Origin of the sequence: Buttiauxella sp. BIGb0552, from assembly GCF_004366275.1 — a bacterium.
Lineage (GTDB): Bacteria > Pseudomonadota > Gammaproteobacteria > Enterobacterales > Enterobacteriaceae > Buttiauxella > Buttiauxella gaviniae.
The window spans coordinates 628,966-650,426 of record NZ_SODY01000001.1 but is presented as its reverse complement, the minus strand read 5'-3'; the positions used below and the strand labels follow the sequence as shown (position 1 = coordinate 650,426).

The following is a 21,461-nucleotide window of genomic DNA, read 5'->3' as shown; positions in this document are numbered from 1 at the left end:
ATAAAAAAATTAAATTAGAATACTTATTTTTATAAAAGCTATTTTACAACTTGCATGGAGCATTGTAGTCACGTGAAGAACACTATATCACATAAAAGCATTTACATTTTAACGACCAGCACCTTTATTCCATTTGTTATAATGTTTCTATATTCATTTTTATCCATGGATGTAAGAAATAAAGGGGAGTTTATCGAGATCATGTCTCGATTTAATGAAAATAGTGCCAGAAATGCTATAGAAAGACCCGTCCAGGAAATGGAGTTATTACTTCACTCGCTTTTAGGTCAACTGACGTCAAAAGACATTGAAGGTTATATATCACCTACACATACAGAACTGAATTCGATAATTCCATCTATCGTAAACTCAACAACTTTTTTCGAAACAGTTATTTTGTCAGATAAAGAAGGTAACTACAAAATTTACCCAGAGAACCTAGGGGCAAATTTTAAGGTAAATGAAAGACCCTGGTATCCCTTCTCAGCAAGGAAAGATGAGGTGCGATTCTCTGCACCATATAAATCCGTAACCAAAACACCGAAGTATAATAACGGAATGGCCGTCACTACCAGCATGAATATTTTTAATGACCATTCAGAATTCGTAGGTAATATTGCTTTCGATCTAGACCTCCATAGCTTGAGTGAATTGATAAAATACAACCAAGCCCCTTACAACGCTCGATTCAAAGTTGTTTCATACGATGGCCACTTAATCATGTATTCCAATACTAAAGAATTATTTAAAAGAGCAATACCTCAGACCTGGATAGACATGGCAACAGAGTCAGAAGGTTATTTTTTTGATGAAAAAAGAAACAAGCATGTTTTTTATCGCGTTTATGACAACCCCGCATGGATTGCGTTCAGTGTAGTCAGCGATGCTGATTTTGAAGCACACAGTACTTATGAAAAGAATTTATTTTTGTTAGTGTCACTGGCATGTTTAATATCTTATTTAATCATATTATTTATAATTAAATTATATTTTAAACAGGCCATCACAGCACTCTACTTAAACATTAACGGTATATCCATTGACAACGAAGGCGATAGCATTAAGAAAGTTTCCGAGTCTTTAAAAGACAATAGCAAAAAACTTGAGGCCGCTATACATGATGCTGAAACGGATGGCCTTACCAATTTACATACAAGAAAGAAATTTGACTGTGATTTCCACCATCTTTTCCACTCTGAAAGAGCGTTCTACTTCGCTATAATTGACGTTGACAATTTTAAGAAGGTAAATGATACATTTGGGCATCATACAGGGGATGTTGTACTAACGTACATTAGTAAAGCAGGCAGCGAGTTCCTGACGAATATATATAGATTCGGAGGCGAGGAACTCGTCGTAATTTATAGAGGAGGTAATTATGATGATTTCTATACATTACTGGATCTATGGAGAAAAAGAGTAGAACAAAAACAATGGCGTGAAGAGGGTTTGAATGTAACCTTTAGCTGTGGTGTTTCATCATCTAATGAAGGTTCATCTCCTGATGAGATATTGAAAAAAGCAGACATTCGACTTTATCAAGCTAAAAGTTCAGGTAAGAATTGCATTGTTGGTTTGGAGTAAGTAGAAAAACATCATATCCAAAAAAAAGTATTTAATGAGTAGCCAAATTTAAATGTGTGCCTGAGCCTGACAGGCATGCATTTAATAGACATTGACCATAACATCCATGCAGCGCCAGCAGTAAGAATCTGCGGCCACAGACTGGCGCTGTCCTTCACCACCTTTACACCTTCAGTCGCAATAAACTAGTTAGCCATATTTATTCCTTTATTAATAAATCCCGCCTCGATTCTTAATACGACTAACTAAGAGTTTAAAGGCGATCCAGAAAGTCCAGTTGGAAACAGTCCAGTTCTTCATCTCCCTGAAATTCATATTCAAGGAGGAAGTCTTCGGGCAATGGTTACCATCGTTCAGGGGGAGCTCGTTCTCCATTCCCATAACCCGGTCGAGTTAATCTGGCGTGCAAGTTCACGTGCCTCGTCATCCACTACATGTACTAGCAGATACCGGCATTGACCGAAATATTACGAATTTTACGTGCTGAATGAGCAACTGATTACCCATCTGTCACCGCTGGGATGGGAACATATCAACCTGAGCGGGGATTACGTTTGGAGAACAAACCTCAAACTGGGACAGGGTAAATACTGCACATTAAGCTCAGTGAATAGTAATCTGTACACAAAATAGGCGTAGCGTAGGATGTTTTCCGTTTCCCAAGCGGGGGGCTGTAACCTATAGGTTTTGCATATACATATCGTCATAAATAAGAATTGTTTGTTCACCTTAAAACTTTTAATCTCATTTCAAGAACTCAGAATTAATAATGATTATATTTGGATTATAGAGAGTAATAGCAATGCTATGTCTCAACTCTGACAATATCATTCCAGCGGTAGGATTTTAATCCTAAGCTTCAATATATTATGTCTTAACTGATATAAACCCACATATCTTAGTAAATACATGGTGGCTATTATGAAAAACGTTTACACGTATCATTCCGGTGATTCTCTAATAAAAAATCCATTATTAAATAAAGGGAGTGCATTTACATCTGAAGAGCGAGATGCTTTTAATCTTAGCGGACTGATTCCACCAAAAATTGAAACATTAGACGACCAGGTGAAGCGTGTTCATATGCAACTTAATCGCTTCATCTCAAATGAAGCCAAACATGTGTTTTTGCGAAATTTACAGGATACAAATGAAGTTCTTTTTTATAAGTATATTACAACACACATTAAGGATTCACTTCCTCTGATCTATACTCCCACAGTGGGCTATGCCTGTCAGCATTTCTCTGAAATCTATCGTCGTGCCCGCGGCCTGTTTATTTCCTGGTCTGAGCATGAAAATATAGATACCCTTTTACAGAATGTCAGTAATGATGATGTAAAAGTTATTGTGGTAACTGATGGTGAACGCATACTTGGCCTTGGCGATCAGGGCATTGGCGGGATGGGGATCCCTATTGGTAAATTGTCGCTATATACCGCTTGTGGGGGTATTTCTCCACAGCAAACCTTGCCAATAACACTTGATGTCGGTACTAATAATCCGGAGCTTTTAAGCGATCCTCTTTATATGGGTTCTCATCATGCACGTATTTCTGATGAAGATTACTATGCATTTATTGATAAATTTATAACCGCTGTACTGAATCGCTGGCCTAATGTTCTGCTTCAATTTGAAGATTTTGCCCTCCGTCATGCCACACCTTTACTTGAGAAATACCGTAACCGCTTGTGTTGTTTTAATGACGATATTCAGGGTACCGCTGCTGTCACGTTAGGTAGCCTTCTCGCTGCCAGTAAGGCGGGAGAAATGACACTCAGCGACCAGCGATTTATGTTTGTCGGGGCGGGAACTGCCGGATGCGGTATTGCAGAACTTATTGTCGCGAAAATGATGCAGGAAGGTATTACCGAAAAAGAAGCCAGAAGTAAAATTTTCATGGTAGACAAAGATGGTTTGCTTACTGACGAGCACGAAGGTCTGACAGATTTCCAACTCAAGCTGGCAAAACACCGCACTTTACTTAAATTTGAGCCGAAGAACATGTCGCTGGATGAACTAGTGACACAAATACGCCCAACAGCTCTTATTGGTGTTTCAGGCTGCCGTGGTATTTTCACGGAGAAAGTTATTCGCAATATGTATGCGAACTGTAAACGACCGATTGTTTTCCCGCTTTCAAATCCTACTGGGTGTGTCGAAGCTATCCCACAGGACATTATCGACTGGACAGAGGGGAATGCCATTGTTGCCAGTGGAAGCCCGTTTGATCCAGTTCAGTACAACGGGAAACGGATACCTATTGCACAGTGCAATAATTCTTATATCTTCCCTGGAATTGGGCTCGGTGTTCTCATCAGCAATGCAACCCGTGTAACTGAAAATATGTTCCTTGTCGCCAGTGAAACCCTTGCTGAAAGTTCGCCAATGCAGACGGGACGCGATCAGGGATTACTGCCTGCATTAAATGATATTTCATTACTGTCAAAACGAATCGCACTAGCCGTTGCACACGCGGCGATGAGAGATAACGTTGCGCCAAATATTAACGATATTGAGCTCATTAACAACCTCGAAAAAGTCTTCTGGGAGCCACGATACCCAATTTATAAACGAACTTCGATTTAAGCCTCTCGTCGTTATGACCCGCATATCATCAGATATGCGGGTGTTCAGGAGCGTATGTCATGAAAAATAAAATCATGTTACTCCTGCCGGTAATAGTGGCACTGATCATTGCCCTTATTCCCGCTCCGGCAGGCATGGAGTCTTATACCTGGTATTTTTTTGCCATTTTCGTAGGATCAATCGTCGGTCTCATACTTGAGCCCTTACCAGGCGCGGTAATCGGGCTTATAGCGGTACTGGTGATCAGTACATTCAGTCCGTGGCTTTTGTTTTCTGCACATCAACTTGCTAGTCCGAAGTTTAATGCAACCAATGAGGCCTTTAACTGGGCGGTTTCAGGCTTTTCCAATAGTACTGTCTGGCTGATATTCAGCGCATTTATGTTCGCGCTGGGATATGAAAAAACTGGGCTTGGACGTCGTATCTCGCTGATGCTGGTAAAAAAACTAGGTAAACGAACACTAACTCTTGGGTATGCGATTGCCCTTGCAGACCTGATCCTCGCGCCCTTTACCCCTTCGAACACAGCAAGAAGTGGAGGAACCATTTATCCGGTCATTCGTAATCTTCCGCCCCTTTATGATTCAAAACCGCATGATGAAAGTTCCAGGCGGATAGGTTCTTATCTGATGTGGGTCTCTATATCGGCTACCTGTGTGAGCAGCACTCTGTTCCTGACCGCCTTGGCTCCCAACCTTCTGGCCAGTGCGCTGGTCACTGAACTGACCGGACTTACCATCAGTTGGATGGACTGGTTTATTGCTATGCTCCCCGTAGGGATTGTGTTATGGCTTCTTACGCCGGTAATGGCATATTATTTATATCCTCCTGAGATTAAGAGTAATAACCAAGTCCCCGTGTGGGCTGCAGGAGAATTGCAAAAACAAGGCTCCCTTTCACTTCACGAAAAACTACTAATCATTTTTGTGATGCTGGCGTTGATACTATGGATAGGTTTCGGGAGCGTTATCGAACCAGCAATTTCTGCACTCATTGTGATAGCTCTGATGTTAATTACCGGGGTGATTAGCTGGGCAGATGTCACCAGCAATAAGGCCGCCTGGAATACTTTTTTTTGGTTCGCTACGCTTGTAGCCTTAGCATCCGGGCTTTCCAGTGTCGGGTTTGTTCACTGGCTGGGTGTGAGAATTTCAAGCGATCTGGTAGGCTTTTCCTTGCTTGCGACTATAACCGTTCTGTTAATTGCCTTTTTTGTTCTGCATTACTTCTTTGCCAGCGGAACGGCACATGCCACAGCACTGGTGCCGGTTATGATTGCCATTGTAGCCGGTATGCACGGTATGAACGTTTATGCATTCGCCATCCTTCTGTGTGGTACGCAAGGAATTATGGGGATTATAACGCCCTATGCAAATGGTCCCGCCCCCATTTATTATGGAAGCGGCTACCTACCAGCAAAGGATTACTGGCGAATGGGAACAATTTTCGGTGTGATTTATTTCTTGCTATATCTGGTTATTGAAATTCCATGGATTGGTTATTTATTTGGTTTTACAAAATAAATAGTTTTACAGGTCATAACCAGCTTGAAATAAAACATATTCACAACTAACGTTTGCGTCGTGAATATTTTCAACATAACTTCTAGCCCGCTCAATAAATTATAAAAGCGGGCCAGATTATTTATCTCTATACCTTACGTTTCTTTGTGCATCTTCACTATACTCTCAATGAAATTCTTTACCATTACCGAACGTTCATATCGGCGGCTCACCAGGGACAGTGGCACATAAGCCTCATCATCTTTGATAGTATAAAATTGAATGCCTTTCATATGACTGAAAATACTTCTCATTGAATCAGGCACAATGGAATAACCCAGACCCGTTGAAACAAGATTGATGATTGAGGATATTTGTGGGGTGGTTTGTTTCATAAGTGGGGAGCACCCGGCCTTATCAAATATATTCATAATTGTCTCGTACATATGTACACTGTATTCACGTGGGCATAATATTAATTCTCGATCTGACAATTGCTTCACACATAATTCTTCTTGAGGTGGAAATACGGTATTAACTGAAGTCACTAATGATAGCTTTTCCTGAATAGTCAGATTAATATCAAGAGTATCGAATGTCTCTTCAATGACTGATTTTTCTGCCCTGACAAATGCAATATCGATACTACCGTTGTTGACGCGTTGAATTAAACTATCAGTATGTGCCTCATCTATTTTTAGAATGGCATTTTTATATTGATCTTTAAAATTTTTAATACCCATTGTCACAATCGGATTGAAGGTGGATGAAGAGGTAAATCCTACTTTTAGTCGTCCCAGTTCCCCGCGCGAAGCCATTCGCGACGAGAGCGTGGCTCGTTCAATCAGATGAGGTATCTCATGTATATTTTTATAAAACTCTTCCCCCGCAGCATTGAGTTCCACCCCTCGGGGTAGGCGATGAAAAAGGACTGCCCCGACTTCTTTTTCAAGATCCCGTATTTGCATGCTCAGTGGTGGTTGACTAATACCCAGAGCATCAGCGGCATACGTAAAACTTTTTGCATCGGCTACGGCCAGAAAATAACGTATATGCCTTAATTCCAAAAATCACCCCTTTAAATATAAAATTTGTTAAATGTCTCAAGGAATTTGAAAGACTCCTATTCAATATCAGTAACACCACTAACTAACAATCTAGGTAAATTAAATTTTTGGTAAGGTATTCTATTAATTGTCTGGGGAGGAAAGGTTATGTAAAGTAAGCGAATCACATTTAAGTTTGGCATCATTAATGTCGCTATTATTATAATTATAAATCTTCGAATACATCACTAACATAACAGAATAATAAATGGACAAAATGTGACGAACTATCTTTACCCATTTACTGATTTCCATAGGCTCGTCATTTTGTATCATCCCGTTCCCGTCATGATAGCCGTTGTGGTGGAAATGAATGACTGAACGTATAGCCGTTCGCCAACATCCTGTGTAGCACGCTGTGGAACATGGGCATTATTACCCCTTATGCAAATGGTCAGGCGCCTATCTATTACAGGAGTGGTTATTTATCTGCAAAAAGCTATTGGCGCCTGCGGACATTGTTAGGCGCGACTTATTTCGTCCTGTACCTGGTGATTGAATTGCCATGGATGAACTACCTGTTTGGTTTCTCAAAATGAGGAGATAAAGATGTCAAATGTTGCTATCGAAAGACCTAATTTACGTGTCTCGCGAGCCCGTCAGGTTGTGGAGAAATTGCTGTCACCAGCAGGGATCCGCATTAATGGTGATAAACCGTGGGATCTCTCAGTGCATGACGAGCAGTTTTATACCCGGGTTATCAACGAAGGGTCGATAGGTCTTGGGGAAACCTATGTAGAAGGTCTTTGGGATTGCCCTGCGCTAGATATCTTTTTCACCAAGATTTTACGCGCAGGCGTGTCAGAGATGATGCCGTTCAACTTTAGAGAAATGTTCCATATCTGCATTTCACGTTTGCGGAATATGCAGTCCCGTAGACGAGCATGGATTGTTGGAGAGCACCATTATGATTTGGGTAATGATCTTTATGCCATTATGCTGGATTCGTGGATGCAATATTCCTGCGGTTACTGGAAGCGAGCCAAAACACTGGAGGAGGCACAGCAGGATAAGTTACGACTTATTTGCGAGAAACTCCACCTAGAGCCGGGCATGCACCTGCTGGATATTGGTTGCGGCTGGGGAGGTCTGGCAGAATATGCTTCAAGGCATTACGGAGTTAAAGTGGATGGAATCACTATATCAGTTGAACAACAGTCTGCAGCAATAGCACGATGTACCGATCTGGACGTGAATATTATTCTCTCGGACTATCGTGATCTTGACGGAACAGATAAGTACGACAGGGTAGTCTCAGTCGGGATGTTTGAGCATGTTGGACCAAAAAACTATGCAACCTGGTTCAATGTGGTCGATCACTGTCTGAAGCCTGATGGTTTAGTGTTACTTCACACTATTGGCAGTAATAAGAGTGGGCATAATGTTGACCCATGGATTGATAAATATATTTTCCCGAATGGTTGCCTGCCATCCATAAAACAGATTGCAGAAGCAAGTGAGCGTCATTTTATTGTTGAGGACTGGCACAACTTTGGTGCTGACTATGATAAAACGTTGATGGCATGGCATAAGAAATTTAATGACCAATGGGAGGATATTGAAGGATCCTATACACCCAATTTTCAGCGCATGTTTAATTACTATCTGACAGCTTGCGCTGGGGCATTTCGAGCCAGACAAACTCAGTTATGGCAGATTGTGTTCTCCAGAGGAATAATTAGTGGGCTGGATATTCCTCGATAAAGAATTACTCTGCGTAAGATAGTAACTGAATATAGCGAAATAAAATTCCTTGTACTTAAAAAAGTGGAGTTCGAATGTCCGAACTCCCTTTTAAAAATACAGCCTGTCCCCCTCATGGGGGCATTTCTCAATTTTCCCTAGCCATGCTCGGCAAGAATAACAGGTACTATTGCAAAGCTCGTAACTCTGATAAAACTTGCTGTCTTTTTCACCCGTGACGCAAATCATGAACGTATTCAAGGATCGGCATTTCAGTCGTGACATTATTATGTGGGTGGTACGCTGGTACTGTAAATACGGTATCAGTTATCCTGCTTTGCAGGAAATACTGACCGACCGCGGTGTCAGAGTCGACCACACCATGCTTTACCGCTGGGTTCCAGTCGATTTCAATACGAATAAGGCTTTTGCAATGAATTAACCCAAAGCTTAAATTGAAGAAACACGCTTTACTGAGTTTGCAGGCACTGATGAGAAAACGGCTACCGCCCCTGTAACAGCCTGAAATTGACCAGGGTAATCATATACCGGTGTAGTGATAAGGAAACATGGCTCAGATGACATCATGGTGCGGGTTATGAACCCAATAATGACGCCGGATATTTGGTCGCAAACCGCATCAAACCAGTACTTGCATCACCCGGGTCGTCCATATATGGTCAACAAAAACTGGCCACAGTTTAAGAGTATTTCCAGAATAAACGTTCTGAATAATTCGGCGTCAAACCACCGTTATATTGTGGGGTCTGAACTTCCACTCTGAGCGAGAAACGGACATTGCGCTCACTAACCTTGTGTCCACCAAAGAAAGGTCGGGAGACACCTGCCGCCTGGAGTTATATGAACGGTAGGTACAGTGTGTACATTATTGTAGGTACTAATATTACTTGAGTTGAATTTTCATTGATGGAGATGAATGGAACACAAAATGATTTCGCTCATAAAACGGAATAGCCTCGTTTCTGGCATCTAAAAAAATAAAATTCATGCCCCTACTTTTCGACTCTGCTTTTGCAAAATTCAAGAGTGATTCGCCTATACCCAAGCTTCTAGACTTTTTATCAACAACCAAATCATCAATATGCAGATGAAGACCTCTAGCTAGTGTATGAACAGGTCTGAACCCCATCAACCCCTTGGGTTCTTCATCAATAAAAGCACCCACGATCTCATAACCGTTTAGAGTTTGGATAGTCACGCTCTGGATAAATTGTTCCTTTGAAATATCTCGCAGCTGAGATATCAATGTGTAAGCACCATCCCATTCGTTAGGAAGTAATTTCCTGATAACCATGCTGACACCTCTTTTTATTTATATATTTTTGACTCTATAAAATTCAATTTCATTATGGAGTACCCTGGTTAATTAGTACACCATGTGTCACTAATGTCCGCTCCTGGCACAGAGCGGACTGTCACATAAGGTTAAACTCGATGGTATGACAATCTCAGGTAAGGTCTGAGCTAATACACATCACGCGAGCTTAAATACCGCTACCATTTCATTTAACGCTTGCGACTGCTCTTTAAGCGACATTGCCGCCGCTGAAGCCTGTTCTACCAACGCGGCATTCTGCTGCGTCACCACATCCATTTGCACCACAGCCTGGTTAATCTGCTCGATACCACGGCTTTGCTCGCCTGTAGATACAGCAATCTCCTCCATCAGCCCGGTCACTTCTTTAATTGCGTTGGAAATGCGCTGCATGCTTTCGCCCGCACGGTTCACCAGATTGCTACCGATATTGACCTGCTCGCCAGAAAGCTCAATAAGCTCTTTGATCTCTTTTGCTGCCACCGATGAACGCTGCGCCAGGTTACGTACCTCTGTTGCTACAACTGCAAACCCACGGCCTTGCTCGCCTGCGCGTGCGGCTTCAACCGCGGCGTTCAGCGCCAGAATATTGGTCTGGAAAGCTATGTCTTCGATAATGCTGATAATGTTGTCAATCTTGCTGGAACTGGACTCAATATTACGCATTGAATCAATCACCTCGCTAACAATCTCATTGCCGTCATTGGCAGCTATCAACATGCCATTTGCCAGCTTATTTGCCTGGTGAGAATTGTCGGAAGTAGATTTCACCGTCACGGTTAACTGTTCCATGCTGGCCGCTGTTTCACCCAGCGATGACGCTTGTTCTTCGGTACGTGCAGAAAGATCGGTGTTACCGGCGGCAATTTCTTCAGAGGCGTATGCCACGGTTTGGCTGGACTCACGCACCTGGCCAATAATGCTTGCCAGTGATACACGCATTTGCTCAAGCTCGCGCATCATTGCACCAATCTCGTCATTGGCACTGGCCACAATCGGCGTATGCAACATACCGCTGGCGATTTCAGTGCAATGCTCTTTGGCTTTATCCAGTTCGTTGAGTACCCGTTTTTTCAGCAGCCAGAACACGGCACCGAGGATAACGGCGAAGATCAGTGCAAAAATTGCGATACTCACCAGACTCTGTTTGAAACCAGATTGAGCATCTTTGTTGAGCTGCTGCGCATACTGTTGGCGGAATGCCAGTAATTTATCCAGTGCGACTTCAAATTGCTTATCCAGCTGTGGCAGGGTGGATGTCACCAGCGCACGAGCACGCGGAATGTCGTTGGCGCGGACAGCATCCAGCAGGGGCTGTAAGCCTTGCTCACGATAATTCACAAACGCGCTTTGATAGGAATCAGTCAACACCTGTTCACCAGGCTGTTTGGGTTCCTCAAGATAAGCCTGAAATGCGGCGTTTGCCTTCTCAAGTACCGATTGTGCGCCGTTGAGTGCCTGTTGCCCCTGATCGTTTAACCCTTGCTCACGCTCTTCTAACGCTTCCATTGCACGAACGCGCATGGTGCGGCTGTGGTTGATCGGGTCGATTACCGATAACACCACACGGATTTCGCGATTTACATTATCCAGAGAGTGGTTGCTACGGGTGAGTGACCAGATGTTGGAGGCTGTGCTGGCTAAGAAAATAAGCAGCAATGTGCTGAAAACTAAAATAGAAAAACGCCTTACGGACATGAAATACCCTTATCGTTAGAAATAGACCTGACTCGTTTCAGCCAGTGCTTGTGGGTTATCCGCACGACAAGGCAGAAATTTAGAGCATCTGCGTAAAGTCATATTTGTGTCATATAGCTGCTTTATACATTGTTGAACAAAACAGGTGACCAAACCCAAGGATGCGAACATCATGAAATTAAAACCTTTTGCGCTGTTATTGACCTCTTTATTTCCTCTGGCAAGTCAGGCAGCAGAGCCGCAGGTTGATCGTTACGTTGTCACATTCCCGCAAAGTGACCATGTTGAATATAAAGGGGCTTACGCCAACAACTTCCCGGATGGTTTACCGGTTGGCGTGGGTTCAGGGCTGCAATTTATTCGTAAAGATGGTGATGCGCTGGTGTTTGCTACGGTGACGGATCGCGGTCCGAATGCCGATTCCCCGAAAGCCGGTAAAAAAGACTCGAAGATTTTTGCCAACCCGAAATTTACCCCATTACTGATGACCATCCGCGTTGCTGATGGCAAAGCCCAGGCTACCGATGCACACGCGTTACATGATGAGAATGGCCCTATCAGCGGTTTACCGCTGCCGGAAGGCTTGATTGGTGCAACCAATGAGATCGCTTTGAGTGATACCTTGCAGCAGTTATCGAGTGACAAACGTGGTCTGGATACCGAGGGGATCACCCCGGACGGCAAGGGCGGTTACTGGTTGTGTGACGAATATGGCCCGTTCATCATCAATATCGACGCTAATGGCAAAATCCTCAAAAAATATGGCCCGCAAGCAGAGCAAGGCGAGCAGGGTGTGGCGGGTGGCTTGCCAAATATTATTAAATGGCGTCAGGCCAACCGTGGTTTTGAAGGGATTACACGTATGCCGGACGGGCGCATTATTGCCGCCGTACAAAGTACGTTGGATATCGACGGGAAAAGCAAAAACAGCGCGCAGTTTACCCGTCTGGTGAGCTTTAACCCAGAAACCGGCAAAACGGAAATGTACGGTTACCCGATTGACGTAAATGTCTATAAGAAAGCCAAAGACGCTAAAATTGGTGACATCGTTGCACTGGATAACAACCGCCTGCTGCTGATTGAGCAGGGCGGCGACAAAAACAAAGTCATGCGCAACCTGGTTTATGTGGTTGATCTCAGCCAGGCCAGCGATCTGAGTTCGTTTGATAAAGAAAAAGCACCCGAGTTTGACGATGCGGCGCAACTGAAAGCGCGTGGTATTAAGCTGGCGGAGAAAAAAGAAATTGTCGATCTGCGTAAACTCGGCTGGCAGCAGGAAAAAGCCGAAGGGATGACGTTAATTGATAATCAAACCATTGCGGTGATTAACGATAATGATTTTGGCCTGCAAGCGGTGCTGGAAAACCCGGACGCTGACGCTAAGAAAGCAGATGACTATGAAGTGGATGGAAAAGGGCATTTAACTCGCGAAGGAAAAGAAGTCGCGACAAAAATATCCTTAAAACCGCTGGAAAAACCCGAGTCACAAAATGAGCTTTGGGTTATTAAGCTGCCGGAAGCGTTAAAGTAGTTTTTATAGGGGCAACGACTACGTTGCCCTTTACTTATTCTGCCGATGAACTTGCCATTACATTTCGAATGGACTCCACCAACGCCGTTGCAGCAGGTGAGAGTTCACTTCCCATCAACCTGGAAATACCTATCTGCTCAAGAACCAGCGGTTCAAATGACGGCAAGCGCACAAGATCATTACTATAAGTAATATCCGTAACGATGGAATGCGGCAGAATACCTAATAAGTCAGTCTTTTTTAAAAGCCATAATATATTGAAAAATGAAACAGTCTCTATAGTGGCATGGGGCGGATCGATATTTTCATTGTAAAATGTATTATCAAATTGTTTACGTAGAGTGGTTTCAATTGGCGGTAATATCCATGCTTCCTTTTTTAATTCTTCAAGGGCTATGTGTAGATTTTGTTCCAATGGATGGCCTTTACGGGCGACAACTATCGCGTTTTCACTAAATAAGGCTTCCTGAGAAACTACAGCACTGGAACTAATATCCGATAATCGACCAATTAAAAAATCCAGTTCACCAGAAACCAGTCGCGGTAATAACTCTCCGGTGACGCCCTCAATAATTTTTATGCGTATTTCGGGCCGTGAAGTACTCAGCTTAGCAATAGCTGCGGGAACCAGATAACTCGAACCGGTTAATAAACTGCCAATAGTGACTCTTCCGGCATGACCCGTTCCCAACGCACTGATGGCCTGCGAGACATGGTCGAGCTGTGCCAGCACCATTTTGCTGCGGTCAACAAATGCGCGCCCCAGTTCAGTGGGGGTAACCCCACGGCGATTTCTTAGGAATAGTTTTGCCCCGACCGCATCTTCAAGATCGAGAAGTAGCTTACTGGCTGTAGGTTGCGAGACATTCAGCGATCGGGAAGCGTGAAGAACACTGCCGTATTGGAAAAGGGCGATTGCCAGGCGAAAGTGCCTGACTGTTGCCCACCGTTCAAGTCTATCGAGTTTCATAAGATATCCACTTTTTGCATACCACATGCAATATATATGTTATTTACGCATACCACAAACATCCATATACTCGATTTTAATTAATCGCCCCGGAGTTATTACGATGAGTTTAAATAATCTTGAGACAGTGAAAGAATATTTTAAATATTGCGTTGATGGAAAAGATGCAGATCGAGTTAAAGAGTATTTTGACAAGGACGTTATTATTCATCGCCCTGATTGTGACGCACCTATTCATGGCGTTGAAAACTTCAAAAATGCACTGCTTGAACATGTAATTAATCGCTATGAGTCCATTGTCACGACATTCAGCAAAGAAGTCATCACTGAAGATGTCGTCGTGGTTCATCTGAAACATGTGGCGCGTGGTTCTAATACCTGGCATGGATTTGATGTCCATGGCAAAGATGTGACGTGGACCGCACTGACTTATTTCCGCTTTAATGCCGAGGGGAAAGTAGTCGAAGAGATCGTCGAGAGAAATGAATTATTCATGGCGAAGCAGGTTGGTATTATTGACTATCAATAACGGAATATAAGTAAAGCGCTGAATGCAGATTCAGCGTTTATTTTTTTACAAAAAACCTACACCGATCCCCGAACCAATAACTTCCAGTCGAGAATTTCATTCACGATTTCCGCTTGCGGGTTATCAATGCGCTCGAGCAGCAACTGTACGCTGCGCACGCCGAGCTGATGCATGGGTTGTTCGATAGTGGTGAGCGGCGGGAAGGTGACGGAGCCAAATGGCACGCCATCAAACCCCATAATTGCCACATCTTCAGGCACGCGCAGCCCTTGTTCGTGGGCGTAATGCAGCGCGCCGCCAGCCAGTGCGTCAGAAATGGTGAATACAGCATCTGGCGGTTCCGGTAGGGTAAACAGTTCGGCCATCGCTTGTATGCCAGCCTGGTATTCGAGGCTGTCGGCATACACCACCGCCTGCCAGTTTTTCCCGCAGGCCGCGCGATAACCGGCTTCACGCTGTTGCGAGTAGAGATAGCGCAAATCCCCGTTAATCAGCGCAATGCGCTTATAGCCCGATGTCATAAGGTGATCGACCGCGGCGGAAGCCGCTTTGAAGTTATCAATGGTCACCGATGATGCGTTATAACCCGGATCGCCTTCGCCGCATTGCACCCACGGTGAATCACCAATTAGTGTGGTCAAACCCGGTAAACAACTGATGGCATCCATAGTGATCACGCCGTCGACCACTTTACCGCTTAGCAGGCGCAAGTAGGCCGATTCACGCGTCAGGCGCGATTCTGAATTGCATAGCAGAATGTGGTAGCCATGCTTTTCCGCTTCTTCTTCAATGCCGCGCACCACGCGGGCGCAGAAGGGGTTGGTGATGTTCGACACCAGCACCAGCAGCATGCGGCTGCGCGATGTGCGCAACTGGCGGGCCAGCAGGTTAGGTTGATATTCACATGCTTCGATCGCCGCCAGCACTTTGTCGCGGGTGTCCGGTTTAACGGCCGGGTTGCTGTTTAATACCCGGGAAACGGTCGCGGTAGAAACACCAGCTATTCGCGCCACTTTATCTATCGACATGTTGATCCTTTGCACGATCGGTTGATTTGTGAACCACATTCCAGATTTGAATCAATAGTATCAAATAATTCACACGCATGATGGAAACCTCCATGAAATCGATTACATTTTTAGTGAAGTGTTAATGTAATCGATTACAAAAATAACCTCTTACCCTTAAAACAATACCCTGCACTGGAGGATTTATGTCTTCTCACTCGGCCGTTGGGGCACAAGTGGTTACCCATAAATGGGTGATCCCACGCCTGTCGTTAATGATGTTTCTTGAGTTTTTCGTCTGGGGGGCCTGGTATGTCACCCTCGGCGTGGTGATGGGTAAATACGGCCTGAGCGCGTTGATTGGTGATGCGTATTCCACCGGGCCGATTGCCTCTATTTTGTCGCCATTTGTTCTCGGCATGCTGGTGGACCGTTTCTTTGCCTCGCAGAAAGTGCTCGGCGTGCTGCACCTGATTGGCGCGGCATTGCTGTGGTGGTTGCCGGGCGCGTTTGAAAGCGGGCAAAGCGGCCTGTTGTGGATAATCTTCGGCTACATGCTTTGCTACATGCCAACCATTGCGTTGAGCAACAACGTAGCGTTCCACAGTCTGGCAAACAGCGAAAAAGGGTTCCCTATAGTCCGAGCGTTCGGCACCATCGGCTGGATCGTGGCGGGACTGATTGTCGGCACCAGCGGCCTTTCAGACAGCACCGGCATCTTCACACTGGCGGCAGTCGCTTCCGTGGTATTGGGGATTTACAGCTTTACGCTGCCCAATACGCCAGCGCCGGATCGCGGTAAGCCGCTTTCGATGCGTGACCTGGTTTGTGCCGACGCGTTTGCATTGCTTAAACAGCGCCATTTCATGGTGTTTATCATCTGCGCCACGCTTATCTCCATTCCGCTGGCGGCTTACTACGCTTACGCCGCACCGTTTATTTCCGCGGTTGGGTTCGAGAACGTCAGCGGCGTGATGGCATTAGGGCAGATGTCTGAACTGCTGTTTATGCTCTTGATTCCGTTCTTCTTCCGCCGTCTGGGCATCAAAATGATGCTGCTGATTGGTATGCTGGCATGGTTTGCACGTTACGCGATGTTTGCCCTGGGCATCACCGAAGAAACCCGCTGGATGATTTACATCGGCATCATTCTGCATGGGGTGTGTTACGACTTCTTCTTTGTTATCGGCTTTATCTATACCGACAAAGTTGCAGGCAACAAAGTGAAGGGGCAGGCGCAAAGTCTGCTGGTGCTGTTTACCTACGGGCTTGGCATGCTGATTGGTTCGCAAATCAGCGGTGCGGTGTTTAACCGTTCGGTTACCGCTCAAGGTGCTGAAGGCTTACTGCAATGGCAGCAATTCTGGTGGATGCCGGCAATTGCGGCGGTGGTGATTGCCGCCATCTTCTTCTTTAGTTTCAACTATAAAGAGGGCGAGCAGCATGGCAAATAAGCCGCTGCGCGTACTGGTTGTGGGCTGCGGGAATATGGGGGCTGCCCACAGCCTTGCGTATCAGCAACTTGACGAGTTTACCCTTTGCGGGCTGGTGGCCCGTGGGGATTCAAAAACCCGCCTCAAAGCACAACTCGCGGCAGATATTCCACTGTTCGACGATCTCAAACGGGCGATTAGCGAAACGCACGCCGATGCGGTGTGCATCTCCACCTGGCCTGATTCGCACGAAGCGCTGGCACTGACCGCACTCGCCGCAGGCTGCCATGTGTTTCTCGAAAAACCGCTCGCCACCACGGTGAGCGGGGCGAAACGGGTGGTTGCCACGGCGCATCTGGCGGGTAAAAAACTGGTGGTCGGGTACATTTTGCGCCACCACCCGGTGTGGCGGCAGTTTATTGCGTTATCGCACGGGCTGGGCAAGCCGCTGGTGATGCGCATGAACCTCAACCAGCAAAGTAGCGGTAGCGCCTGGCACACCCACAAAATGCTGATGCAGTCGCTTTCACCCATTGTGGATTGTGGCGTGCATTATCTGGATGTGATGTGCCAGATGGTGCAAGCCAGCCCGCTGTCGGTGAGTGCGATTGGCGTGCGCTTAAGCGACGAAATCGCCCCCGAACAGTTTAATTACGGCCAGCTACAGGTGCGTTTTGAAGAGGGCTCCGTTGGCTGGTACGAAGCGGGATGGGGGCCGATGATGAGCCAGACGGCGTTCTTTATTAAAGATGTGATTGGCCCGCAAGGTTCTGTTTCTATTGTCGCCCGCGAAGCCGCTGGCGAAGGGCAATCCGCCAATGTTGAAGCGCACACGCGCACCGAATCACTGCGTATCCATCATGGCGAATTAAACGCCCAGGGCGAGTTTGTCCACCAGGATGAATGGGTGACGGCAAGCGATGAGCCCGATCACTTTGCCTTGTGCCAACGCGAACAGCAGTTTTTTGCCCGTGCCATTTTCGACGATAGCGATTTGTCGCAGCACTTGCAGCAGGCGATCGAAAGCCTGGCTGTGGTGCTGGCGGCAGACCGGGCCGTTCGCGAGCAGCGCACGGTTTTAATTAAGGAGATGTTGTAATGAAAACCCTGAAAGGGCCGTCCATATTTCTCTCACAGTTTATTTCCGACCAGCCACCGTTTAATTCGCTCGAAACAATAGCCGCGTGGGCTGCGGGTCTGGGCTATAAAGCGGTGCAAATCCCCACGCACTTGCCGCATATTTTTGACCTCGCCAGAGCCGCTGAAAGCCTGGAATACTGCGCGGAAATTCGCAATCTGCTGGCAAATGTTGGGCTGGAAATCAGCGAGCTTTCGACGCATCTGCAAGGGCAACTGGTGGCGGTGCACCCGGCATATGACGCCGCATTCGCCGGGTTTGCGCCGCCGGAACTGGCGCACGATGCCGTTGCGCGTCAGCAGTGGGCGGTTGATAGTCTGAAACAAGCCGCTCGAGCCTCGCAAAATCTCGGGCTAAAGGCGCACGCCACGTTTTCTGGTGCACTGGCCTGGCCTTATTTTTACCCCTGGCCGCCACGCAATGAGCAACTGTTGGATGAAGCGTTTCATGAACTCGCTGCGCGCTGGAAACCGATTCTGGACTGTTTTGACGAAGCAGGCGTTGATGTCTGTTTCGAGCTGCATCCCGGCGAAGATCTGCATGATGGCGTCACATTCGAGCGTTTTCTGGCGCTGGTTGATAACCACCCGCGCTGCAATATTCTCTACGATCCAAGCCATATGCTGCTGCAACACATGGACTACCTCGGTTTTATCGACCATTACCATGCACGAATCAAAGCCTTTCACGTCAAAGATGCTGAGTTTTTACCGTCGGCAAAAAGTGGTGTTTACGCGGGTTACCAGCCGTGGATTGAACGCCCGGGGCGTTTTCGTTCCCTCGGCGACGGGCAGGTTAATTTCAACGGGATCTTCAGCAAACTGGCGCAATACGACTACAGCGGATGGGCTACGCTTGAATGGGAGTGTTGCCTGAAAGCAGGCGATGCGGGCGCGCGCGAAGGGGCCAATTTTATCGCTGAGCATATCATTCCGGTTGCCGAATATGCCTTTGACGACTTTGCGCATCATGACAGCGAGAGATCCGCGGTGCGTCGCATGCTCGGGCTGGAGGAGTAAACATGAAACGTATTCGGTTAGGCATGGTCGGTGGCGGTGAAGGCTCGTTTATTGGTGGCGTGCACCGTATTGCAGCTCGTCTTGATGACCAGTTCGAACTGGCGGCGGGGGCGTTTTCGTCCTCACCGGAAGTGGCAAAGCGCAGCGGTGAAGCGCTGTTTATCGCAGCCGACCGCTGTTATGCCAGCTGGCAGGAGATGGCGCAAAGCGAGGCAGCACACCCGGACGGTATTGAAGCGGTTTCGATAGTCACCCCTAACCATTTGCACGTTCCGGTGGCAAAAATGTTTCTAGAACACGGTATTCACGTTATCTGCGACAAACCGCTCGGGGTTACGCTTGCCGAGGCGCAGGAGCTTGCGCAGATTATCCATGCAACCGGCCTGCAATTTATTCTGACCCATAACTACAGCGCACTTCCGATGGTGCGCGAGGCCCGTGCACGAATCGCTAACAGCGAAATCGGCGATATTCGCGCCATCGAAGTAGAGTATTTGCAGGACTGGCTGAACGACCGACTGGAATTGACCGACAACAAACAGGCGAGCTGGCGCGCAAATCCGGCCATGGCGGGAGCCGGAGCGATTGGTGATATCGGTACCCACGCCTGGCAACTCGCGGCATTTGTTAGCGGCATGGAACCCGATACCGTGCGCGGTGAGCTTTTGACGCGCATTCCGGGACGAGTGATGGACGACGAAGTGTACGCTGAAATGCGCTACGCCAACGGTGCGCGCGGGCGTTTGTGGGCAAGCCAGGTCGCACCCGGTTTTGAAAACGATCTGCGCCTGCGTATCGTTGGCAGCAGGGCGACTATCAGTTTCCGCCAGCAACAACCTGAAATTCTGGAAATTCATCCGCATCATGGCAATAGTTACACTGTCACGAGAAATGGTGTAAATAACCACGACTCCGTGCGCCATCAGTGCCGCACCCCCGCCGGACACCCGGAAGGGTATCTGGAAGGTTTCGCGCAAATCTACCGCGAAGCGGCGGTGAAAATTCGTGGCGGCGATGCCCCGTGGTTGCCGGGTATTGCCGAAGGGATTGCGGGGATGAAGTTCATCGAAACGGTGCGTGAAAGCAGTAAGCTCGGGGGGGAATGGCTGGAATGGTGAGTCTCGTGTTTCACTCAGCCAAGTAGTGGAGATGAAAAAACCGCCGAAGCGTAACGCCGTTAATTTAAGACCGAGATTTCCGGGGCGACCACCGGGTTTGGCGCCCCTCCGGGAACCAAATCCCGGCATTTCCCCTAATTTATTGGCTTAAGTAAACGGTGTTACGCCGACGTGGGTTTTTTCGCTAAGCCGCAAGGATATGCTGAATAGCCAGAAACATAGGGACTGCACCAAATACGTTTGGTGGCTCATTGAGTTGTACAAACCCAAGGCGGGCATAAAAATTAATCGCCAGGGGATCGGCATCCAGGTACACACCTTTTACAGGGAGTGAGTGGTGGATCAGTTTTACTTGCTCAAAAAACTCCATAAGCAAGTCTTGTCCGTAGCCTTTTTTCTGCTCTTTTGTGGCGACGCCTAACATAATCAGGCGTACTACACTGACTTCATTGGGTAATGAACTTGTTATTACCCCCGCCAACTTTCCCTTTTCAAGCGAGTAACCAGTAAAAGTACAGGCACCCAGCAGCTCACCTGTTGTCGCATCAATCAATGCTTTCGCTGCACAATTCCCATCTTTAACGCTTTTCTTTAAAGAATTACGGACATAAGAGTTAATGACTGCATTCCCGCAATCAAAATGCTTATTACCAGGGTAGGTGATATCAGCCTGGTAGGCACATACCATCACGCCACTGACATTACTTTGACTCTCTTCCATCTTTTTTTCTCCGCATTAACGCTTGTAAGGCAAGCGTAGGCTCAGCAGGTTCGGACAGGAGTTGATTTACTTGCTGCCAGCTTTGGGCGGTAAGCTGTCGGCGACGCTGATTGTCCAGCACGCTTTCTGCTCGTTCCAGAGCTGCATTTAAAATAAATGCACTCAAATCTAACCCCGCAGCCGCAGCTGCTTCACGAAGTAGATCTTTTAAGTCAGGGCTGGTTTTTAGTTCGACTCTCGCACTTTTGACGCTTCGAGCGTCACCGGGAAATACGGCTACTTTGGACATTTTTACCTCTTTCATTTTGCATTTATATACGGCCATGAGCCGTATGGTAACAATCTACGCCAATGATAACGGCTCCGTCAACAAGATGTACGGCTTATGACCGTATGTATTGCCAGCCAGTATCCACGAATTGAGATTTTGCGCAAAAATTCACCGCATAGCGCGTCCTGCGCAAAAGTGAAATAAAAAATAGCGTTACGTGCACCAC

Annotated in this window: 17 protein-coding genes and 1 pseudogene; 11 read left to right on the top strand and 7 right to left on the bottom strand. The window is 46.5% G+C overall.

The genetic code is table 11. From position 1 onward, the window contains the following. Nucleotides 1-201 precede the first annotated feature (201 nt). From EDF88_RS02990 to EDF88_RS02975, 3 genes are all read left to right on the top strand, one after another. Nucleotides 202-1,584, top strand: a complete 1,383-nt coding sequence (locus EDF88_RS02990) for a sensor domain-containing diguanylate cyclase (protein ID WP_166671942.1) — start codon at nucleotides 202-204, stop codon at nucleotides 1,582-1,584. A 921-nt stretch (nucleotides 1,585-2,505) separates the two neighbouring features. After that, nucleotides 2,506-4,173: an NAD-dependent malic enzyme gene (locus EDF88_RS02980; protein ID WP_134182805.1), complete on the top strand. Its 1,668-nt coding sequence runs from the start codon at nucleotides 2,506-2,508 to the stop codon at nucleotides 4,171-4,173. A 59-nt stretch (nucleotides 4,174-4,232) separates the two neighbouring features. Continuing rightward, nucleotides 4,233-5,696 carry an anion permease gene (locus EDF88_RS02975; protein ID WP_134182803.1) on the top strand — a complete coding sequence of 488 codons (1,464 nt, stop codon included), beginning with the start codon at nucleotides 4,233-4,235 and terminating at the stop codon, nucleotides 5,694-5,696. A 134-nt stretch (nucleotides 5,697-5,830) separates the two neighbouring features. Here the strand turns inward: EDF88_RS02975 and EDF88_RS02970 are convergent, their stop codons facing one another. Beyond that, entirely contained in the window at nucleotides 5,831-6,742 is a 912-nt protein-coding gene (locus EDF88_RS02970; protein ID WP_134182800.1) for a LysR family transcriptional regulator, read from the bottom strand. Between the two features lie 588 nt (nucleotides 6,743-7,330). On the opposite strand from EDF88_RS02970, the gene cfa reads away from it, so the two are divergent. Together cfa and EDF88_RS24870 are read left to right on the top strand one after the other, a co-directional pair. Continuing rightward, on the top strand, nucleotides 7,331-8,485 hold the full coding sequence (cfa, locus tag EDF88_RS02960; RefSeq protein WP_134182797.1) for a cyclopropane fatty acyl phospholipid synthase: 1,155 nt from the start codon (nucleotides 7,331-7,333) through the stop codon (nucleotides 8,483-8,485). 226 nt (nucleotides 8,486-8,711) lie between these two features. After that, nucleotides 8,712-8,864: pseudogene (locus EDF88_RS24870) on the top strand (IS6 family transposase); the annotation flags it as partial. A gap of 504 nt (nucleotides 8,865-9,368) precedes the next feature. On the opposite strand, the gene EDF88_RS02950 reads toward EDF88_RS24870, so the two are convergent. Next, nucleotides 9,369-9,779, bottom strand: coding sequence for a GNAT family N-acetyltransferase (locus EDF88_RS02950; RefSeq protein ID WP_134182795.1), 411 nt, complete (start codon nucleotides 9,777-9,779; stop codon nucleotides 9,369-9,371). Nucleotides 9,780-9,959: 180 nt separating this feature from the next. Next, nucleotides 9,960-11,498 carry a methyl-accepting chemotaxis protein gene (locus EDF88_RS02945; protein WP_134182793.1) on the bottom strand — a complete coding sequence of 513 codons (1,539 nt, stop codon included), beginning with the start codon at nucleotides 11,496-11,498 and terminating at the stop codon, nucleotides 9,960-9,962. A gap of 172 nt (nucleotides 11,499-11,670) precedes the next feature. On the opposite strand from EDF88_RS02945, the gene EDF88_RS02940 reads away from it, so the two are divergent. Next, nucleotides 11,671-13,029, top strand: coding sequence for an esterase-like activity of phytase family protein (locus EDF88_RS02940; protein WP_134182791.1), 1,359 nt, complete (start codon nucleotides 11,671-11,673; stop codon nucleotides 13,027-13,029). Nucleotides 13,030-13,063: 34 nt separating this feature from the next. Here the strand turns inward: EDF88_RS02940 and EDF88_RS02935 are convergent, their stop codons facing one another. Continuing rightward, nucleotides 13,064-13,999 carry a LysR substrate-binding domain-containing protein gene (locus EDF88_RS02935; protein WP_166671941.1) on the bottom strand — a complete coding sequence of 312 codons (936 nt, stop codon included), beginning with the start codon at nucleotides 13,997-13,999 and terminating at the stop codon, nucleotides 13,064-13,066. 103 nt (nucleotides 14,000-14,102) lie between these two features. Here EDF88_RS02935 and EDF88_RS02930 point away from each other — a divergent pair, with 103 nt between their 5' ends. Further along, the gene (locus EDF88_RS02930; protein WP_134182787.1) at nucleotides 14,103-14,528 is read left to right on the top strand and encodes an ester cyclase; all 426 of its coding nucleotides are present in this window, start codon (nucleotides 14,103-14,105) and stop codon (nucleotides 14,526-14,528) included. Nucleotides 14,529-14,584: 56 nt separating this feature from the next. On the opposite strand, the gene EDF88_RS02925 is transcribed toward EDF88_RS02930, so the two are convergent. Continuing rightward, on the bottom strand, nucleotides 14,585-15,556 hold the full coding sequence (locus EDF88_RS02925; RefSeq protein ID WP_134182785.1) for a LacI family DNA-binding transcriptional regulator: 972 nt from the start codon (nucleotides 15,554-15,556) through the stop codon (nucleotides 14,585-14,587). Nucleotides 15,557-15,741: 185 nt separating this feature from the next. On the opposite strand from EDF88_RS02925, the gene EDF88_RS02920 reads away from it, so the two are divergent. The 4 genes from EDF88_RS02920 to EDF88_RS02905 are packed head-to-tail and all read left to right on the top strand — an operon-like array spanning nucleotide 15,742 to nucleotide 20,243. After that, on the top strand, nucleotides 15,742-16,989 hold the full coding sequence (locus tag EDF88_RS02920) for an MFS transporter (protein WP_134182783.1): 1,248 nt from the start codon (nucleotides 15,742-15,744) through the stop codon (nucleotides 16,987-16,989). After that, nucleotides 16,979-18,067, top strand: a complete 1,089-nt coding sequence (locus EDF88_RS02915; protein WP_134182781.1) for a Gfo/Idh/MocA family oxidoreductase — start codon at nucleotides 16,979-16,981, stop codon at nucleotides 18,065-18,067. Before EDF88_RS02920 ends, EDF88_RS02915 begins: the two co-directional genes overlap by 11 nt. Further along, nucleotides 18,067-19,125 (top strand): sugar phosphate isomerase/epimerase, encoded by a 1,059-nt coding sequence (locus EDF88_RS02910; protein ID WP_134182779.1) that lies wholly within the window; start codon nucleotides 18,067-18,069, stop codon nucleotides 19,123-19,125. The genes EDF88_RS02915 and EDF88_RS02910 overlap by 1 nt, the downstream gene beginning before the upstream one ends. A 2-nt stretch (nucleotides 19,126-19,127) precedes the next feature. Next, nucleotides 19,128-20,243 carry a Gfo/Idh/MocA family oxidoreductase gene (locus tag EDF88_RS02905; RefSeq protein ID WP_134182778.1) on the top strand — a complete coding sequence of 372 codons (1,116 nt, stop codon included), beginning with the start codon at nucleotides 19,128-19,130 and terminating at the stop codon, nucleotides 20,241-20,243. Nucleotides 20,244-20,427: 184 nt separating this feature from the next. Here EDF88_RS02905 and EDF88_RS02900 read toward each other — a convergent pair whose 3' ends face one another. Next, nucleotides 20,428-20,964: a GNAT family N-acetyltransferase gene (locus EDF88_RS02900; protein WP_134182776.1), complete on the bottom strand. Its 537-nt coding sequence runs from the start codon at nucleotides 20,962-20,964 to the stop codon at nucleotides 20,428-20,430. Next, nucleotides 20,945-21,253 (bottom strand): DUF1778 domain-containing protein, encoded by a 309-nt coding sequence (locus EDF88_RS02895; protein WP_134182774.1) that lies wholly within the window; start codon nucleotides 21,251-21,253, stop codon nucleotides 20,945-20,947. The genes EDF88_RS02900 and EDF88_RS02895 overlap by 20 nt, the downstream gene beginning before the upstream one ends. Nucleotides 21,254-21,461 lie beyond the last annotated feature (208 nt).

Excerpts from the sequence above, each read along its gene's own strand:
- EDF88_RS02900 (WP_134182776.1), bottom strand. The coding sequence starts at position 20,964 with ATGGAAGAGAGTCAAAGTAATGTCAGTGGCGTGATGGTATGTGCCTAC.
- EDF88_RS02935 (WP_166671941.1), bottom strand. The coding sequence starts at position 13,999 with ATGAAACTCGATAGACTTGAACGGTGGGCAACAGTCAGGCACTTTCGC.
- EDF88_RS02990 (WP_166671942.1), top strand. The coding sequence starts at position 202 with ATGTCTCGATTTAATGAAAATAGTGCCAGAAATGCTATAGAAAGACCC.
- cfa (WP_134182797.1), top strand. The coding sequence starts at position 7,331 with ATGTCAAATGTTGCTATCGAAAGACCTAATTTACGTGTCTCGCGAGCC.
- EDF88_RS02920 (WP_134182783.1), top strand. The coding sequence starts at position 15,742 with ATGTCTTCTCACTCGGCCGTTGGGGCACAAGTGGTTACCCATAAATGG.
- EDF88_RS02950 (WP_134182795.1), bottom strand. The coding sequence starts at position 9,779 with ATGGTTATCAGGAAATTACTTCCTAACGAATGGGATGGTGCTTACACA.
- EDF88_RS02905 (WP_134182778.1), top strand. The coding sequence starts at position 19,128 with ATGAAACGTATTCGGTTAGGCATGGTCGGTGGCGGTGAAGGCTCGTTT.
- EDF88_RS02925 (WP_134182785.1), bottom strand. The coding sequence starts at position 15,556 with ATGTCGATAGATAAAGTGGCGCGAATAGCTGGTGTTTCTACCGCGACC.
- EDF88_RS02915 (WP_134182781.1), top strand. The coding sequence starts at position 16,979 with ATGGCAAATAAGCCGCTGCGCGTACTGGTTGTGGGCTGCGGGAATATG.
- EDF88_RS02975 (WP_134182803.1), top strand. The coding sequence starts at position 4,233 with ATGAAAAATAAAATCATGTTACTCCTGCCGGTAATAGTGGCACTGATC.
- EDF88_RS02940 (WP_134182791.1), top strand. The coding sequence starts at position 11,671 with ATGAAATTAAAACCTTTTGCGCTGTTATTGACCTCTTTATTTCCTCTG.
- EDF88_RS02945 (WP_134182793.1), bottom strand. The coding sequence starts at position 11,498 with ATGTCCGTAAGGCGTTTTTCTATTTTAGTTTTCAGCACATTGCTGCTT.
- EDF88_RS02910 (WP_134182779.1), top strand. The coding sequence starts at position 18,067 with ATGAAAACCCTGAAAGGGCCGTCCATATTTCTCTCACAGTTTATTTCC.
- EDF88_RS02930 (WP_134182787.1), top strand. The coding sequence starts at position 14,103 with ATGAGTTTAAATAATCTTGAGACAGTGAAAGAATATTTTAAATATTGC.
- EDF88_RS02895 (WP_134182774.1), bottom strand. The coding sequence starts at position 21,253 with ATGTCCAAAGTAGCCGTATTTCCCGGTGACGCTCGAAGCGTCAAAAGT.
- EDF88_RS02980 (WP_134182805.1), top strand. The coding sequence starts at position 2,506 with ATGAAAAACGTTTACACGTATCATTCCGGTGATTCTCTAATAAAAAAT.